We start from the raw sequence: 17,597 nt of genomic DNA on the forward strand, positions 1-17,597 counted from the left end.
CTGCGCGCCGGCAGTATCTCAGGTCGGCGGCACTGGCTCGGAACGCGTCGCTGCGCTCGCTCGGCGCTATCGGCGCTATCGGCGCTATCGGCGATGAGCCCGGGCGCCCAGGCGCTCAGCCGTCCCGCTTGTTTGCTCCCCTCTCCCGCTTGCGGGAGAGGGGCCGGGGGAGAGGGCCAGAGCCTCCACGAAGTCCTGCGCCACGGTATGCCAGCGACTGCCCCTCTCAGGGTGGTGGTCCCTGTCGAGTCCCCAATGCTATGCAAGCCAGCCCGGCCCCGTCACTTGTTCGAAATCCCGCCTTTTCGAACCAGCAAGGCCGGTTCCGCACTATCATCGGCACATTCCCAACCGCCAGTTGCCAGTCATGGACAAGGCCCGTGTGCTGACCCTCTTCATCGGCGTGGTGCGTGCCGGCAGTTTCCAGCGTGCCGCGGTGGAAGCCGGCGTGACGCCGCAAGCCGTCAGCAAGGCGGTGCGCACGCTGGAAGACGACCTCGGCGTGCGCCTGCTGCACCGGACCACGCGCAAGCTCAGCCTCACCACCGAAGGCGCGCGCCTGTTCGAGCTAGCCGCGCCGGGCATGCGCCAGCTGGATGAGGCGCTGGAGCAGGTGCGCAGCAGCAGGAGCGACGACGACGGCCTGATCCGCCTGACCGCGCCGCCGTCGATCGGCAGCCGCGTGCTGGTGCCGCTGGTGCGCGCCTTCCGCGAGTTGCATCCGGGCATCACCTTCGACGTGGTGCTGAGCGACCTCTTCACCGACCTGGTCGAATCCCGCATCGATATCGGCTTCCGCGCCGGCACCAGCCCCGGCCAGAATCTGGTCGCGCGCCGGCTGTGCGATCTGCCGCTGGTCATCTGCGCCGCGCCCGATTACCTCGCGCGGCACGGCGAGCCCGCCACGCTGGACGAACTGCTGCAGCACCAGTGCACCGGCTTCCGCCGCCCGGCGACCGGGCGCATGGTGCCGTGGGAGCTGCAGGTCGACGGCGCGCTGGTCTACCAGGAGGTGCCCGCCGTCGCCAGCTTCAACGACGTGGAGACCGAGGTCGAGGCCGTGCGTGCCGGCATGGGCATCGGCCAGCTGTCCGCCTACATGATCCACGCCGACCTCGTCAGCGGCCGGCTCAAGCCGATCCTGACCGGATTCAGCAGCAGCAATGTCGGCCTGTACATGTACTACCCGCACCGCAGCCAGATGCCGGTGCGGGTCCGGCGCTTTATCGACTTCGTGGTGGAAGCGGGCCGCGGCGCGGAGCAATCGCTGTCGCGGCTGGTCGGCCTGGTGGCCTGACCCGGTCAAGCGCGAGACAGGCCACCCCGAGCCCCACGCCGGCTTCCCGCCAACACGCTTCGCCTGAAGCCTTGCCTGACCTTACGCTTGACTTTTTCTCAAGCGACGGCACCGGAAATGTCGTTTGTCGCGCGCGCCGCCAGCGACAACCATTACGCCAAGGCCCACCAACACAGGAGACTGCCGTGTCAGACCAAGCCTATCCGCTCTGGAGTGCGGACCCCCTTCCCCACCTGATCGCCTCGCGCCACCGCGCCACCGGCGAATGGATCTTCCCGGCCGTGCCGGCCGATTCGCCGCTCGCCGCCGAGCATGACCCGGTCGCCATCCGCGGCGCCGGCGTGGTCTACAGCTTCACCGTGATCCATCCCGCCCCCAAGACCGGCCAGCCGCCGTACGCCCTTGGCTATGTCGACTTCGTCGGCCCGGTGCGCATCTTCGGGCGCCTGCAGGGCAAGGCGCGCCCGGCGATCGGCGACCGCTATGAAGCGCGCCCGGACGCCGAGTTCGGCTATGTCTTCGAGGCCGTCACGGCCTGACCGATCGAAAGTACGCAGAAGGAAAGGGAACGCAACATGCAGGACATCTACATCCATGGCGGCGCGATGACGCCGTTCGGCCGCCACCCCGGCGTGCTGGCGCCGGAACTGGCGCAACAGGCCATCCTCAAGGCGCTGGCCGACGCCGACGTGCCGGCCAGCCGCATCCAGGCGGTGTATTGCGCCAATGTGCTGGGCGGCATGATCCTGGGCCAGCTGATCGTGCGCGACCTGGGGCTGAAGGGCATCCCGGTCTACAACATCGAGAACGCCTGCGCCAGCGGCGCCACCGGCGTGCACCTGGCGCGGCACGCGCTGCTGGCCGGGCAGTATGACACCGTGCTGGTGTTCGGCATCGAGCAGCTCACCGCGCTTGGGGGCGGCACCATCCCGCTGCAGCGCAACGACCACAAGACGGAACTCTATGCCCGCGCCGGCATGGTGCTGCCCGCGGTGTATGCGATGCGCGGCACGCGCTTCCTGCACGAGCGCGACGCTGCGCCGGCCGACCTGGCGGAAGTGGCGGTCAAGAACCGCTACAACGGCTCGCTCAACCCGTATGCGCAGCAGCGCAAGGCCACCACCGTGGAGGAAGTGCTCGGCTCGCGCATGATCGCCGACCCGCTGACGCTGCTGCAGTGCTGCCCGTCGCAGGTCGATGGCGCCGCCGCGGTGGTGCTGAGCACGCGCCGCCCGGCGCAGGCGCGTCCGGTCAAGGTGCTGTCGTCGGTGGTGGTGTCCGGCCTGCGCGAAGAGGCGGACGACGACATCCTCGATGCCGAGATCACCGCGCGTGCCGCGCGCCAGGCCTATGAACAGGCCGGGCTGGGGCCGCAGGACGTCGACGTGGTCGAGCTGCACGACGCCTTCACCATTGCCGAACTGCTCTACTACGAAGCGCTGGGCCTGGCCGAACCGGGCGAAGCGGTGTCGCTGCTGAAGTCCGGCGCGACCCGGCTGGGCGGCCGCGTGCCGGTCAACCCCAGCGGCGGCCTGCTGGCCAAGGGCCACCCGCTCGGCGCCACTGGCGTGGCGCAGATGGTGGAGATCCTGTGGCACCTGCAAGGGCGCGCCGGCGAGCGCCAGGTCGACAACGCCCGCGTCGGCCTGACGCAATGCACCGGCGGCGGCATCGCGGGCGTCGACCACGCCGCGTCTTCCGTCCACCTGCTGGGAGTCTGAGATGAGTACGCAACGATTCGATCCCACGCATGTGGCCGTGGTCACGGGCGCCGCGCGCGGCATCGGCCTGGGTATCGCCACGCAACTGGCGCGGCAAGGACTGACCGTGGCGCTGCTGGACCGCGATGGCGGGGCGCTCGACGAGGCCGTCGGCACGCTGGCCGCCGGAGGGCTGAATGCCTTCGGCGCCACCGCCGACCTGACCGATTCCGCCGCGGTCAACGACGCCTTTGCGCAGGTGTCGGCACGCGCCGGCCGCGTCGACTACCTGGTCAACAACGCGGGGGCCGTGCGCGACATGCGCTTCCTGAAAATGACCGACGACGACTGGGACCTGGTCATCGATACCAACCTGCGCTCGCAGTTCCTGTGCTGCCGCGCGGCGCTGCCCGGCATGGTCGAGCGCGGCTACGGGCGCGTGGTCAATATCTCGTCGCGGGCCTGGCTGGGCGGCTTCGGGCAGGCCAACTACTCGGCAGCCAAGGGCGGCGTGGTCAGCCTGACGCGCTCGCTGGCAATCGAGTTCGCCGGCAAGGGCATCACCGTCAACGCGGTCGCGCCCGGCATTGTCGATACGCCGCTGTTCCGCGGCTTTGCGCCGGAGGTGCAGGCACGGTTGCAGAAATCGGTGCCGGTGCAGCGTATCGGCACCGCCGACGATATCGCCAATGCGGTCAGCTTCTTCCTCGACCCGCAGTCGTCGTACGTGACCGGCCAGACGCTCTACGTCTGCGGCGGGCGCAGCCTGTCGTCGCCCAGCGTGTAAGGAGGCCATCATGACCATCCAACGCCATATCGAAGGCGCGGTCGCGGTGCTGACCATCGACCGGCCCGGCGCGCTCAATGCGCTCGACGTGACCACGCTGCGCGAACTGCGCGCGCACCTGGCCGAGGTGCGCGACCGCGACGACCTGCGCGTCGCGGTGCTGACCGGCGCCGGCACGCGCGCCTTCTGCGCCGGGGCGGACCTGAAAGGCACGCGCACCTCTGCCGCCACCTACCCCGAGGCGCTGTTCCGCGCGCCGGAGCAGGCCGCGGACCTGGGGCTCTATATCCGGCTGATGGACCTGAGCGACCTCGGCCTCGCCAAGCCGCTGGTCGCGGCGGTCAACGGACACTGCCTCGGCGCGGGGCTGGAGATCGCGCTGCAGTGCGACTTGCGGATCGCGTCGACGCAGGCGACCTTTGGCCTGCCCGAAGTGGCGGTCGGCTCGATTCCGGCGGTGTCCGGCCTGCACCGGCTGCTCAGGGCCGTGCCCGCGGCGCATGCGATGCAGATGGTGCTGACCGGCGAACGGATCGATGCCGCGCACGCCGCGCGCATCGGCCTGGTCACCGAGACCATGGCGCCCGACGCCCTGCTCGACCGCGCGCTGGCGCTGGCCGCGCGTATCGCCAACAACGCGCCGCTGGCGGTGCAGGCGGTCAAGAAGCTGTCGCGCCAGACCAGCCACCTCAGCGAGGCCGACGCGCAGCAGCTTACCGAACTCTACTGGGGCGTGCTGCGCGACACCGCCGACCGCGTTGAAGGCCGCCAGGCCTTCGCCGAGAAGCGCCAGCCCCACTACACAGGCCGCTGAGCGGCCCGACAAGAACCACGCAGGAGACAACCATGGCAGGAATCCTTCGAATCATGCGCGCGGCAATGGCCGGCGTGCTGGCGGCCACCGCGCTGGGCGCGGCAGCACAGGCACCCTACCCCACGCAGAAACCGATCACGCTGGTCGTGCCGTTCGCGCCGGGCGGCGGCAACGACATCCTGGCACGCGCCATCGCGCCCAAGATGGGCCAGTTGCTGGGCCAGACCATCGTCATCGAGAACAAGCCCGGCGCCGGCGGCAACCTGGGCGCCGACTACGTCGCGCATGCCGCGCCGGACGGCTACACGCTGGTGATCGCGTCGAGCCAGATCACGATGAACCCGTTCCTCGGCATGAAGGTCCCGTTCCAGGTCGAGCGCGACTTCGAGCCGGTCGGGCGCATCGCGTCGGTACCGATCATGCTGGTTGCCAATCCCGACCAGCCTTTCCGCACGCTGCAGGAGTTCATCCAGTACACCCGCGCCAACCCGGGCAAGCTCAGCTACAGCAGCCCGGGGCCCGGCACGCCGCAGCACCTGGCCGGCGAAGTCTTTGCCAAGCTGAACAAGACCGAACTGCTGCACGTGCCCTACCGCGGCACCGGCCCGTCGATCGCCGACCTGATGGGCGGCCAGGTGCAGATCTCGTTCGCCACCTTTGCTTCGTCGATCCAGTTCGTGCGCGCCGGCAAGCTGCGCGCGCTCGGCATCGCCGGCAAGAAGCGCAGCGCGCTGATGCCCGACCTGCCGACCTTTGCCGAAGCCGGCATCGTCGGCTACGACGCGGAGCTCTGGTACAGCCTGCTGGCGCCGGCACGCACGCCCAAGGCCGTGGTCGACAAGGTCAACGCCGCGCTGGTGGCTGCGCTGAAGTCGCCCGACGTTGCCGGGCAACTGGCAAAGCAGGGCTTCGAGCCGCAAGCCTCCACACCGGACGAACTGAAGGCGTATATCGGCAAGGAAATGTCGCGCTGGCAGCGCGTGATCCAGGACAACAACATCAAGGTGGCGCTGTGAACGCGCCCGCCGCCCTCGTCGATCTCGTCGATCGCGCCATGCTGCCGCCCACCGACAACCCGCTGCTGGACTACCTTGGCATCCGCCTGGCCAGCGTCGGCGACGGCCGCTGCACCTTTGAGCTCGACATCGAGCCGCGCCACCTGAACCGGCAGGGCAGCGTGCAGGGCGGCGTGATCGCCACGCTGCTCGACGCCGCGTGCGGCTACGCCGGCCTGCCGACCGGCCCCGACGGCGCCCTCGGCCACGCGGTGACGGTGATGCTGGCCATCAGCTACCTCAGCAAGGCCAGCGCAGGCCGGCTGCGCGCCACCGCCACGGTGAGCCGCGCCGGCAAGAGCCTGTACTTTGCCTCGGCCGAACTGGCCACCGATGCCGGCGTGCTGGTCGCCACCGCGCAGGGCACGTTCAAACGATCCCGCATCCTTCCGGAGAGCTGACATGCTGCGTGACGCACTGGACGGCCTGACCGTCATCGACTTCACCCAGATCGGCGCCGGTCCGACCTGCACCATGCTGCTGGCCGACATGGGCGCCAGGGTTATCAAGGTGGAGCCGCCCGGCGGCGAACTGGGCCGCGGGCTCGGCCCCGGCTGGCTGGGCGACGACAGCGCCCTGTTCCATGGCTTCAACCGCAACAAGCTGGGCGTGGCGCTGGACCTGAAGTCCCCCGAGGGGCTCGCGGTGGCGCGCCGGATGGTGACGGAAGCCGACATCCTGGTGGAAAGCATGCGCCCCGGCGTGATGGAGCGGCTCGGGCTGGGCCATGCCGAGCTGTCGGCGCTGAACCCGTCGCTGGTCTACTGCTCGATCTCCGCCTATGGCCAGGACGGCCCGTATGCCGGCCGCGCCGGTGTCGACGGCATCATCCAGGCCGATTCCGGGCTGATGAGCCTGATCGGCCTGCCCGACGGCGAGCCGTGCAAGGTGCAGGCGCCGGTGGTCGACGTGATGACCGGTTACGTCGCCTGCGTCGGCATCCTGGGCAAGCTGGCGCAACGCGCGCGCGACGGCCAGGGCGGGCATCTCGACGTCAGCCTGCTCAACGCCGCGCTGGCGCTGCAGCAATCGTCGCTCACCAGCTATTGCGCCGACGGGCAGCTGCCGGAACGCGCGGGCAGCGCCGCCCCCTACTCGGCGCCCAACCAGGCCTTCCGCACCGCGGACGGATGGATCATGGTCGCCGCCTACATGCCCGAGCGCTGGCGCCGGCTGTGCGACGTGCTGGGCCTGCCGGCGCTCGCCGACGACCCGCGCTTCGCCACTTCGCCGCTGCGCGTGGCCAACCGCGGGGCAATGGTCGAGGCACTGACCGGAGCGTTCGTGACCCGCTCCACGGACGCGTGGCTGGCGGTGCTGCAGGACGCCGATATCCTGTGCGCACGCGTCGCCACCTATGAAGACCTGATGGCGCACCCGCAGGTGGCGGCCAACCGCATGGTGCAGCGCATCCCGCACGAGACGCTGGGCGAGATCCGCATGCCCGGATTCCCGATCAACAGCGCCCAGGAAAACGCGCTGCCGGCGCGGCCGGCGCCGGCGTGCGGGCAGCACACGCAGGCGGTGCTCGTGGAGCTTGGCTTCAGTGCGGCACAGATCGCCGCCTTGCAGGCGCGCGGCGCGATCCATTGTGCCGATGCCGTCGAGGCACCGCTTGCGGCATCGGCATCATGAACCGCGCCGACATCATCGCCGCGCTGCACGCCCGCCGCAGCGTGCGCGGCTTTCTCGATACGCCGGTGCCGCGCGACACCGTGGCGGCGATCCTGGCCGACGCGGCGCGCAGCCCGAGCGCGTCGAACACGCAGCCTTGGCGGGTCCATGCCTGCGCCGGCGCCGTGCGAGACCGGCTCAGCGCTGCCCTGCTGGCGCTGCACGACAGCGGCGGCGACGGCCATCGCGAGGAATACGTCTACTATCCGCCCGCCTGGCGCGAGCCCTACCTGGCGCGCCGCCGCACGCTGGGCAAGGCGCTCTACGGCCTGCTCGGCATCGCGCGCGGCGACGCCGCCGGCATGGCGCGGCAGTATGCGCGCAACTACGCGTTCTTCGGCGCGCCGGTGGGGCTGTTCTTCACCATCGAGCGCGGGCAGGGACAGGCGGCGTGGTTGGACCTCGGCATGTTCCTGCATGCGGTGATGATCGCGGCGCTGGGGCACGCCGTGGAAACCTGCGCGCAGCAGGCGTTCGCGCGCTACCACCAGGTCATCCGCTCGCAGCTTGCCATTCCCGACCGCGAAATCCTGGTGTGCGGCATGTCGCTCGGCTACGCCGATCCGGCCGAGCCGGCCAACCGGCTGCGCACCGCGCGCGAGCCGGTGGAGGCATTTGCCCGCTTCGCCGGATGGTGAGCGGAGCGCGCAGCGTCTAGCTTTGCGTCTCGCACTGCGCGAGCAGCCACTCGCGGAACACCGCCATGCTGGCGCTTTCCTTGCGGTCCGCCGGCGTCAGCAGGTAGTAGGTGAAATCGCCCATGTCTACGGTCTGGCGGAATGGCGCGGCCAGCCGCCCCGCCTCCAGGTCGGCCGCGACCAGGAAGCGCTGGGCGATGGCGAAGCCCTGCCCTTCCATTGCCGCCGCGTATGCCATGGCGGAGCTCTGGAAGGTCATGCCGCTGCGCGCATCGACCTGCGCGTCGGCGCGCGCAGCCTTCAGCCAGTGCGCCCAGTCGTCCGGACGCGCGATCGAATGCAGCAGCGTCTGGTGCTGCAGGTCGGCAGGCTTCTTCACCTTCGGGTTGCCGGCGGCAACGCCGGGGCTGCAGACCGGCACCAGGATGTTGGACACCAGCCGGTAGGTATTCACGCCGCTCCACTTGCCGTCGCCGAGGCGGATCGCACCGTCGATGTCTTCCTTGCGGAAATCGACCGGGTCCAGCGACGCGGTCAACAGCACCTCGATACCGGGATTGGCCGCATGGAAGCTGGACAGCCGCGGGATCAGCCAGCGCATGGCGAAGGTGGTGTAGGCGCGCACCTTGAGCTGCTTGCGCCGGGCCCGCTTGCTGAGCCGCCGCGTCGCCTCCCGCAGGTCGTCCATGGCCCGGGTCACGGCGCGGTAGTAATCCTCGCCGGTACGGGTCAGGGAGATCTGCCGGTGGCCGCGATGCAGCAGCTGCACGCCGAGGCCTTCTTCCAGCGAGCGGATCTGGCGGCTGACGGCGCCCGGCGTCACGTGCAGCTCTTCCGCGGCGGTGGTGATGCTCAGGTGCCGGGCGGCCGCTTCAAAGGCGCGCAGGGCGTTCAGGGGAGGCAGTTTGTCCATGCCGGCGAGTCTGCCACACGGTTGAGAATTGCTCAATCGACACCGCGGCCCTTTATTGACAACTTCTGGTTGTCTTTGAAACTCGATTGCACAGCCTAGTGTTGCGGACCGTGCGCGCCTAAATTTGTCTCCGTGGCCCCCGCCATCAGACATCGCAGTCAAACCGAGCACTACGCCAAAGGAGATTCACCATGTCCGCCAACACCACCATCGCTGCCAACACCGCCGCCAACGCCAGCAACGCCACCAATGCCGCCGGCAAGGTCTGGCTCATCACCGGCGCCTCGCGCGGCTTCGGCATGGAACTGACCCGTGCCGCGCTGGCCCGCGGCGACCGTGTGGTCGCCACCGCGCGCCGCCCCGAAACGATCACCGACGCCGTGGGCGCGCACGACAACCTGCTCGCCGTAGCGCTCGACGTCACCAGCGAAGCGCAGGCGATCGCCGCCGCCGAGGCCGCCGTGGCCCGCTTTGGCCGCATCGACGTGCTGGTCAACAATGCCGGCTACGGCCTGCTGGGCGCGGTGGAGGAAGCGTCGGCGCGCGAAGTCGAGCAGCAGTTCGCCACCAACGTCTTCGGCGTGCTGAACGTGACGCGCGCGGTGCTGCCGCAGATGCGCCGCCAGCGCAGCGGCCACATCGTCAATATCTCGTCGATCGGCGGCTACGCGGCCTATCCCGGCTGGGGCGTCTACGGCGCCACCAAGTTCGCCGTGGAAGGACTGACTGAAGCGCTCGACGCCGAGCTGGCACCGCTGGGCGTGCGCGCCACCGTGGTCGAGCCGGGCTTCTTCCGCACCGACTTCCTCGATGCCAGCTCACTGGTCCGCGTCGGCACCGAAATCGCCGAATACGCCGAAACCGTCGGCGCGATGCGCGGCCACATGGCATCAGCGAACCACCAGCAGCCCGGCGATCCCGCCAAGCTGGCTGTGGCGTTGCTTGCCCTTGCCGACAGCGACAACCCGCCGGTGCGGCTGCCGCTGGGCTCCGATACGGTGGCTCGCATCGCCGAGAAGAACCGCAAGGTGGAAAGCGAACTGGCCGCATGGCATGCGGTGGCGGTATCGACCGACCACGCCGAGGCGCACGCCTGATCTGTTGCAGCGCAGCAGTACGCGTATTGCTGCGCTGCAGCCAGGCGTAAAGCGAGTCGCGTCGGCCGGCCAAGCGCCGGCCGCACCACTTCGCACCCCTGCCCGTATCAGGCTTTGTCACGATGCCGACACTGGCATATGTCGTTTCCGGCAAATTTCGCCAATAATGCCCTGACAGCCATTGCCGGACGAGAGAGCCACCATGCACGACAGTCCCGATGCCATCCGCACCGTTGCCCTGCTCGGGCATGCGGGAAGCGGCAAGACCTCGCTGGTCGAAGCGCTGCTGCACAAGGGAGGTGCGCTGCACACCCCGGGCAGCGTGGAGCGCGGCTCGACGGTCAGCGACAGCGATCCGCTGGAGCGCAAGTACAAGCGCTCGCTCAGTTCCGCCATCACCCACGTCGACTTCCGCGACACGCGCATCTACCTGCTCGATACACCGGGGTATCCCGATTTTTCCGGCCTTGCGATCAGTGCGCTGGCGGCGGTCGAGACCGCGGCCATCGTCATCAATGCGGAGACCGGAATCGAGATGACCACGCGCCGCGCCATGGCCTGGGCGCAGTCGCGGCAACTGTGCCGGATGATCGTCATCAACGGCATCGACGGCGAGAAGGTCGACCTGCCGGGGCTGCTCACCGAGATCCAGGAGGCGTTCGGCAAGGAGTGCTTGCCAATCAACCTGCCGGCCGGCAACGGCGGCAAGGTGGTGGACTGCTTCTTCAATCCGGCCGGCGAGTCGGATTTTTTATCGGTGGCGTCGGCGCATGAAGCACTGATCGACCAGGTGATCGAGATCGATCCCGAGCTGATGGAGCTGTACCTGGAACAGGGCGAGGCCATCACGCCCGAGCAGCTGCACGCCCCGTTCGAGCGCGCGCTGCGCGAGGGCCACCTGGTGCCGATCTGCTTTACCTCCGCCGCCACCGGCGCGGGCGTCGAGGAGCTGCTCGATGTCTTCGTGCGGCTGCTTCCCAATCCCACCGAAGGCAACCCGCCGCTGTTCTACCGCGCCACCGGCCAGGACGCCGAGGGCACTGAAAAGCGCAAGGCGGTGCGCGCCGAGCCGGTGCCGGACAAGCACGTGCTGGCCCATGTGTTCAAGGTGGTGATCGATCCCTATGTCGGCAAGCTGGCGGTGTTCCGCATCCACCAGGGCACGGTCACGCGCGACAGCCAGCTCTATATCGGCGAGGGCCGCCAGCCGTTCAAGGTGGCGCACCTGCTGCTACTGCAGGGCAAGGAGACGCAGGAAGTGCAGCGCGCCGGCCCGGGCAATATCTGCGCGGTGGCCAAGGTCGATGAACTAGGCTTCGACGCCGTGCTGCACGACGCCACCGAGGATGGCGACATCCACCTGACGCCGCTGGAGTTTCCCACGCCGATCTACGGCCTGGCGATCGAGCCGGCGCGGCGCGGCAACGAGCAGCGGCTGGCCGAGGTGCTGCACAAGCTCAGCGCCGAAGACCCCTGCCTGCGCGTCGAGCATCCCGCCGGCACCAACGAGACCGTGGTATTCGGACTGGGCGAGTTCCACCTGCGCTGCGCGCTGGAGCGGCTGACCGAGCAGTACAAGCTGGAAGTCGCCACGCGGCCGCCGAAGATCGCGTATCGCGAAACCATTGCCGGCAAGGCCGAGGGCCACCACCGCCACAAGAAGCAGACCGGCGGCGCCGGACAGTTCGGCGAAGTGATGCTGCGCGTGGAGCCGCTGCCGCGCGGCGAGGGCTTCGAGTTTATCGATGCGGTCAAGGGCGGCGCGATCCCCGGGCAGTTCATCCCGGCGGTGGAAAAAGGCATCCGCCAGGTGCTGGAAAGCGGACCGCTGGCCGGCTTTTCGATGCAGGACGTGCGCGTGACCGTATACGACGGCAAGAGCCATCCGGTCGATTCCAAGGAAGTGGCGTTCGCCACCGCCGGACGCAAGGCGTTTATCGACGCGGTGATGAAGGCACGCCCCAGCGTGCTGGAGCCGATCGTAGAGATCGAGGTCACGGTGCCGGGCACCGCGATGGGCGACGTCATCGGCGACCTGTCCGCCAAGCGCGGCCAGGTGCATGGCACCCGCACCGGTGCCGGCAACAGCGTGATCGTTGCCGGGCAGGTGCCGCTGTCGGAGCTGAACGACTACCAGTCACGGCTGAACAGCATGACCGGCGGCCACGGCAGCTACACCATCCAGTTCAGCCATTACGACAACGTGCCGCCGGGCCAGCAGGAGAAGATGGCGTCCCGCCACAAGGCGCAGCAGGACACCGACTGACCTGCTCAATGCTGGCTCAGTGCTGACTGGCGCCGGCCGCGCCGATGCCGGTCATGGCGCGCACGAACTGCGCGCCGTAGCGCTGGCGTTCGGCGCTCGCCTGCGCCGAGCGGTCCAGCACCGAGACCAGCCATCCGGCGGCGAAAGCCAGCGTCATCGAGAACAGCGCCGGGTTGGCATACGGGAAGATCGCCTGCTGGTGCTTGAGGATCCCCACCCACACGGTCGGGCCCAGCACCAGCAGCACCACCGCCGACACCAGCCCCGCGAGGCTGCCCGCCACCGCGCCGCGCGTGGTCAGCCCCTTCCAGAACATCGACAGGAACAGCACCGGGAAGTTGACCGACGCGGCGATCGCCAGCACCAGCCCGGACAGGAAGGCGATGTTCTGCTTCTCGAACATCACGCCGAGCACCATCGCCAGCAGGCCGATCGCCAGCGTGGCGATCTTCGACACGCGGATCTCGTCCTTCTCGCTGGCCTGTCCGCGGCGGAACACATTGGCGTAGAGGTCATGCGACACCGCCGACGCGCCCGACAACGCCAGCCCCGCCACCACCGCCAGGATGGTCGCGAACGCCACCGCCGAGATAAAGCCGAGGAACAGGTCGCCGCCGATCACATGGGACAGGTGCACGGCCACCATGTTGCTGCCGCCGATCAGCTTGCCCGCCGCGTCGCGATAGGCCGGATCGGCGCCCACCATCACGATCGCCCCGAAGCCCACCACCAGGATCAGCACGTAGAAGTAGCCGATGAAACCGGTGGCGTAGAGCACGGACTTGCGCGCCTCTTTGGCATCGGCCACGGTGAAGAAGCGCATCAGGATGTGCGGCAGGCCGGCGGTGCCGAACATCATGCCGACGCCCAGCGAAATCGCATCGATCGGGTTGGACACCAGCCCGCCCGGCGACAGGATCGCGGCGCCCTTGTCGTGCACCTTGGCTGCGCTGGCGAACATCGCTTCGGGGCTGAAGCCGAAATAGGCCAGCACCATCACCGCCATGAAGGTCACGCCGCCGAGCAGCAGCACCGCCTTGATGATCTGCACCCAGGTCGTCGCCAGCATGCCGCCGAACATCACGTACAGCACCATCAGCGCGCCGACGACGACCACCGCCGATTCATAGCTGGTGCCGAACAGCAGCTCGATCAGCTTGCCGGCGCCGACCATCTGCGCGACCAGGTACATGATGACCACGGTCAGCGTCCCGCAGGCCGCGGTGATGCGCACCGGCTTCTGCGAGAGGCGGTATGACACCACGTCGGCAAAGGTGTAGCGGCCCAGGTTGCGCAGGCGTTCGGCGACGATGAACAGGATGATCGGCCATCCGGCCACCACGCCGAGCGCGTAGATCAGGCCGTCGTAGCCCTTGTCGAACATCATGGCCGAGATGCCGAGGAAGGACGCGGCCGACACCATGTCGCCGGCGATCGCCAGGCCGTTCTGGAAGCCGGTGAGGCCGCCGCCGGCCGCATAGAAATCCGACGCCGAACGCGTGCGCCGCGCGGCCCAGCGGGTAATGCCGAGCGTGAACAGCACGAACAGCAGGAACATCACGATGGCGCTCCAGTTCAGCGGCCGCTGCGCGGCTTCGCCCTGGATCGCGGGGGCCGCCGTGGCGGCGGTGGCTGCCAGCCCGCACAGGGTGGCGCCGAGGAAACGGTGTACCGGCTTCATGCTTCGCACTCCTTGCGCACGCGTTCGTTGAGCGGGTCCAGGTCGCGGTTGGCGCGGTGGACGTAGATGGCGGTCAGCAGCACGGCGGCGACGATCACCGCGACGCCTACGGGGATGCCGACCGTCATGACGCCCCCGGCGATCGGCGTGCCGAGCGTGGCGGGCGAGAACGCCAGCAGCAGGATGAAGCCGAAATAGACCGCCAGCATGATCAGCGTCAGCGACCAGCCCAGGCGCGTGCGTCCGTGGATCAGGCGGATAAAGTCGGGGTGATTCTGGATGGCTTCCAGTTGTCGCGCGTCCATGGTGTCTCCTTTGGCGCAGGGGGTGGTGTGGCGGCTCTTTGTGGCTGCCATCGGTTGGGTTTCGTTCGTTACGTCTTAAAAGACGCCGGTTTGCTCCCCTCTCCCGCTCGCGGGAGAGGGGCCGGGGGTGAGGGCCGGCGTGTGGCAAGTGCGATGCGGCTGCACTTCGTGGATACTCCGGCCCTCTCCCCCACCCCTCTCCCGCAAGCGGGAGAGGGGAGCGTTTGCGAGGGGTGTGGGTGAAAAGCAGAGGTGTCAGATCGCCCCGACCGGCTGTTCGTGCGTGATCTTCGGCCGCATGTCCAGCACACGCCGCGCCTTGCCAACCGTGGTGCGCTCGATCCCCTCGGCGGCCACCACCTGCACCCGCGTGGTCACGCCGACATAGGTCTTGATCTGGTCCTTCAGATCCCGCTCCAGCGCCGCCCGGTCGTCCGCCGACAGCGACGCGGACTGTTCCGGCCGCGCCTCGACCCGCACCTCCAGCTTGTCGAGGTGCCCGTCGCGCGTCACCACCAGCTGGTACTGCGGCGCCAGCGCCGGCGCCTTCAGGATCAGTTCCTCGATCTGCGACGGGAACACGTTGACGCCACGGATGATCAGCATGTCGTCCGACCGTCCGGTGATCTTGCCGATGCGGCGCATCGAACGCGAAGTCGGCGGCAGCAGACGCGTCAGGTCGCGCGTGCGATAGCGGATCACCGGCAGCGCTTCCTTGGTCAGCGAGGTGAACACCAGTTCCCCCTCGGAACCGTCGGGCAACACCTCGCCGGTCACCGGGTCGATGATCTCGGCATAGAAATGGTCTTCCCAGATCACCGGGCCGTCCTTGCTCTCGATGCATTCGCAAGCCACGCCGGGCCCCATCACCTCGGACAGGCCGTAGATGTCCACCGCGTCGATGCCGGCGCGCGCCTCGATCTCCGCGCGCATTGCGTCGGTCCAGGGCTCCGCGCCGAAGATGCCGACCTTCAGCGAGCTTTCCGACGGATCCATCCCCTGGCGCTCCATCTCCTCGATCAGGTTCAGCATGTACGACGGCGTCACCATGATGATGTTGGGCTGGAACTCGCGGATCAGCTGCACCTGTTTCTCGGTCTGTCCGCCCGACATCGGGATCACCGTGCAGCCGGCCTTCTCGGCGCCGTAGTGCGCGCCCAGCCCGCCGGTGAACAGCCCGTAGCCATAGCTGACATGGACGAGATCGCCGGCGCGTCCCCCCGCGGCGCGGATTGATCGCGCCACCACGCTTGCCCAGGTGTCGATGTCCTTCGCCGTATAGCCGACCACGGTCGGCTTGCCCGTGGTGCCGCTCGACGCATGCACGCGCGCCACCTGCTCGCGCGGCACCGCGAACATGCCGAACGGATAGTTGTCGCGCAGGTCCTGCTTGGTCAGGAACGGGAATTTCGACAGGTCGGACAGCGACTGCAAATCGTCCGGATGCACGCCGGCCGCGGCAAACGCCTTGCGGTAATGCGGCACGTTGTCGTAGGCATGGCGCACGCTCCATTTGAGCCGTTGCAGTTGCAGCGCCTGCAGTTCGTCGCGGCTGGCGCGCTCGATCGGCTCCAGCTCATTGGGGTTGGGGTTGCGTTGCACCATTGTCTACTCCATCTCGTTATGATGGCGCCGCGTGCGAGGGGGGGCCGGCGCCGGGGTACTGCAAGCCTTGCGATCAGATATGCGAGCGGCTCTGGACCACGCGGAAGCGATTGGCGACGAAGGCCGCATCGGACAGCGATGCATTGGCCGCCGGGTTAGCACCGGTGGCGTGGAAATCGCTGAACGCGGCCGACTGGTTGACGAACACGCCGCCGGTCAGGTTAAGCGACAGCGCCACGCCCGCGTCTTCCGCGGCATCGCGGATGCTTTCGGTCACGCCGGCATCGGTGGTGTAGGCCGACAGCGTCAGCGCGCCGTGCGTCTTCGCGCCGCGGTGCGCCAGTTCGATGCTGTGCGCGGTGCTGTCGGTCGCCACGACGAAGGAGATCGGGCCAAACAGTTCCTGCATGATCTTCGCCTCGTCGCTGGCATCGACCTTCAGCACCAGCGGCGTGCGGATGCGCGCCTCCGGAAATTCGGGATGGGCCAGCACGCGGCTGTCGGCAACGATCTCGCCCAGCGCGCGCGACGCTTCGATCCGTTCCACCACGCCCTCGTTCTGGATCGCACCGATCAGTTCCACCGCCTTGGCCGGATCGCCGGTCAGCTTGCCGACGGCCTCGCCGATCGCCGCCGCGACCTGGTCGAAGCCGATGCGCCCTTCCGGCGTATCGATGCCGTCCTTCGGCACATAGATGTTCTGCGGCGCCGTGCACATCTGGCCCGAGTACAGCGACAGCGAGAAGGCGATATTGCGCACCATGCCCTTGAAGTCGGCGGTGGAGTCAATGACGATCTGGTTGACGCCGGCCTTCTCCGTGTACACCTGCGCCTGGTGCGCGTTGCGCTCCAGCCAGTCGCCGTTGGCGCTGCTGCCGGTGAAGTCGATCAGGCGCACTTCCGGGCGCAGTGCCAGCTTCGACGCCATGCGCTCGCTCGGGTCGTTGGCCACCAGCGTGACGATATTCGGGTCGAAGCCGGCTTCTTCCAGCACTTCACGCGCCACCTCGACGGTGATCGCCAGCGGCAGGATCGCGCCCGGGTGCGGCTTGACCACCACCGCATTGCCGGTCGCCAGGCTCGCGAACAGGCCGGGATAGCCGTTCCACGTCGGGAACGTGCAGCAGCCGATCACCAGGCCCACGCCACGCGGCACCACGGTGTAGCGCTTCTCCATGCGCAGCGGCTCGTTCTTGCCTTGCGGCTTCTCCCACGTGGCCTGCTTGGGGACGCGGCGCAGTTCGTCCCACGCGTAGGCCACGGCCTCCAGGCCGCGGTCCTGCGCGTGCGGGCCGCCGGCCTGGAAGGCCATCATGAAGGCCTGGCCGGTGGTGTGCATGACGGCGTAGGCGATCTCGAAGCTGCGGCGGTTCAGGCGCTGCAGGATTTCCAGCGATACACCCACCCATGCTTCCGGTCCGGCCTTGCGCCATGCTGGCATGCCCTTGGCCATGCCAGCGAAGAGCTGGTCGAGGTCAGGCTTGGGGTAAGTGATGCCCAGTTCCGGGCCGTACGGCGAGACTTCCTTGCCGGCCTGGCCGACGGTACCAGGCTGCGGCAGCGCGAACGGCTGGTTCAGGCGGGCCTCGAATGCGGCCTTGCCGTCGGTATTGGCAGACTCGCCATAGACCTTGGGGCTCGGCATTTCAGCGAACGGGCTCCAGTAGCCGCGCGTGGCGATGGCTTGAGTGGCTTGTTCCAGCAGCGCCTGGTGGCGTTCAAAAAACGGATGGGACACGGCTTGCTCCGGGGGCGGGATTGAATC

Annotated in this window: 16 protein-coding genes; 11 read left to right on the top strand and 5 right to left on the bottom strand. The window is 68.5% G+C overall.

The features are described 5' to 3' along the window. The first annotated feature begins 367 nt into the window (after window positions 1-367). The 9 genes from VSR71_RS27670 to VSR71_RS27710 all read left to right on the top strand — a co-directional run bounded on the left by VSR71_RS27670 (window position 368) and on the right by VSR71_RS27710 (window position 7,965). Window positions 368-1,297, top strand: a complete 930-nt coding sequence (locus VSR71_RS27670) for a LysR family transcriptional regulator (protein ID WP_342916959.1) — start codon at window positions 368-370, stop codon at window positions 1,295-1,297. 185 nt (window positions 1,298-1,482) lie between these two features. After that, the gene (locus VSR71_RS27675) at window positions 1,483-1,836 is read left to right on the top strand and encodes an OB-fold domain-containing protein (RefSeq protein ID WP_342916960.1); all 354 of its coding nucleotides are present in this window, start codon (window positions 1,483-1,485) and stop codon (window positions 1,834-1,836) included. A gap of 36 nt (window positions 1,837-1,872) precedes the next feature. Then, window positions 1,873-3,018: a thiolase family protein gene (locus tag VSR71_RS27680; RefSeq protein ID WP_342916961.1), complete on the top strand. Its 1,146-nt coding sequence runs from the start codon at window positions 1,873-1,875 to the stop codon at window positions 3,016-3,018. A gap of 1 nt (window position 3,019) precedes the next feature. After that, on the top strand, window positions 3,020-3,784 hold the full coding sequence (locus VSR71_RS27685; protein WP_342916962.1) for an SDR family NAD(P)-dependent oxidoreductase: 765 nt from the start codon (window positions 3,020-3,022) through the stop codon (window positions 3,782-3,784). A gap of 10 nt (window positions 3,785-3,794) precedes the next feature. Continuing rightward, window positions 3,795-4,598, top strand: a complete 804-nt coding sequence (locus tag VSR71_RS27690) for an enoyl-CoA hydratase/isomerase family protein (RefSeq protein WP_342916963.1) — start codon at window positions 3,795-3,797, stop codon at window positions 4,596-4,598. Between the two features lie 32 nt (window positions 4,599-4,630). After that, window positions 4,631-5,614, top strand: a complete 984-nt coding sequence (locus VSR71_RS27695; protein WP_342916964.1) for a tripartite tricarboxylate transporter substrate binding protein — start codon at window positions 4,631-4,633, stop codon at window positions 5,612-5,614. Next, window positions 5,611-6,054, top strand: coding sequence for a PaaI family thioesterase (locus VSR71_RS27700; protein WP_342916965.1), 444 nt, complete (start codon window positions 5,611-5,613; stop codon window positions 6,052-6,054). The genes VSR71_RS27695 and VSR71_RS27700 overlap by 4 nt, the downstream gene beginning before the upstream one ends. 1 nt (window position 6,055) lies before the next feature. Next, on the top strand, window positions 6,056-7,288 hold the full coding sequence (locus VSR71_RS27705) for a CoA transferase (RefSeq protein WP_342916966.1): 1,233 nt from the start codon (window positions 6,056-6,058) through the stop codon (window positions 7,286-7,288). After that, window positions 7,285-7,965, top strand: a complete 681-nt coding sequence (locus tag VSR71_RS27710; RefSeq protein WP_342916967.1) for a nitroreductase — start codon at window positions 7,285-7,287, stop codon at window positions 7,963-7,965. The genes VSR71_RS27705 and VSR71_RS27710 overlap by 4 nt, the downstream gene beginning before the upstream one ends. A gap of 16 nt (window positions 7,966-7,981) precedes the next feature. On the opposite strand, the gene gcvA is transcribed toward VSR71_RS27710, so the two are convergent. Beyond that, window positions 7,982-8,878, bottom strand: coding sequence for a transcriptional regulator GcvA (gcvA, locus tag VSR71_RS27715; RefSeq protein WP_342916968.1), 897 nt, complete (start codon window positions 8,876-8,878; stop codon window positions 7,982-7,984). A 191-nt stretch (window positions 8,879-9,069) separates the two neighbouring features. Between gcvA and VSR71_RS27720 the strand changes: the two genes are divergently transcribed. Both VSR71_RS27720 and fusA read left to right on the top strand, forming a co-directional pair. Further along, window positions 9,070-9,975, top strand: coding sequence for an oxidoreductase (locus tag VSR71_RS27720; RefSeq protein ID WP_342916969.1), 906 nt, complete (start codon window positions 9,070-9,072; stop codon window positions 9,973-9,975). Window positions 9,976-10,177: 202 nt separating this feature from the next. Continuing rightward, a complete protein-coding gene (fusA, locus tag VSR71_RS27725; RefSeq protein WP_342916970.1) occupies window positions 10,178-12,241 on the top strand; it encodes an elongation factor G in 2,064 nt (687 codons plus the stop codon). Window positions 12,242-12,257: 16 nt separating this feature from the next. Here fusA and VSR71_RS27730 read toward each other — a convergent pair whose 3' ends face one another. The 4 genes from VSR71_RS27730 to paaN all read right to left on the bottom strand — a co-directional run bounded on the left by VSR71_RS27730 (window position 12,258) and on the right by paaN (window position 17,570). Further along, window positions 12,258-13,922 carry a cation acetate symporter gene (locus VSR71_RS27730; RefSeq protein ID WP_342916971.1) on the bottom strand — a complete coding sequence of 555 codons (1,665 nt, stop codon included), beginning with the start codon at window positions 13,920-13,922 and terminating at the stop codon, window positions 12,258-12,260. After that, window positions 13,919-14,227 carry a DUF485 domain-containing protein gene (locus VSR71_RS27735; protein ID WP_342916972.1) on the bottom strand — a complete coding sequence of 103 codons (309 nt, stop codon included), beginning with the start codon at window positions 14,225-14,227 and terminating at the stop codon, window positions 13,919-13,921. Before VSR71_RS27735 ends, VSR71_RS27730 begins: the two co-directional genes overlap by 4 nt. A 255-nt stretch (window positions 14,228-14,482) precedes the next feature. Then, on the bottom strand, window positions 14,483-15,832 hold the full coding sequence (gene paaK / locus VSR71_RS27740) for a phenylacetate--CoA ligase PaaK (RefSeq protein ID WP_342916973.1): 1,350 nt from the start codon (window positions 15,830-15,832) through the stop codon (window positions 14,483-14,485). 73 nt (window positions 15,833-15,905) lie between these two features. Beyond that, window positions 15,906-17,570, bottom strand: a complete 1,665-nt coding sequence (paaN, locus tag VSR71_RS27745) for a phenylacetic acid degradation protein PaaN (RefSeq protein WP_342916974.1) — start codon at window positions 17,568-17,570, stop codon at window positions 15,906-15,908. Between the last annotated feature and the right edge of the window lie 27 nt (window positions 17,571-17,597).

The organism is Cupriavidus oxalaticus, assembly GCF_038900635.1.
GTDB lineage: Bacteria > Pseudomonadota > Gammaproteobacteria > Burkholderiales > Burkholderiaceae > Cupriavidus > Cupriavidus oxalaticus_B.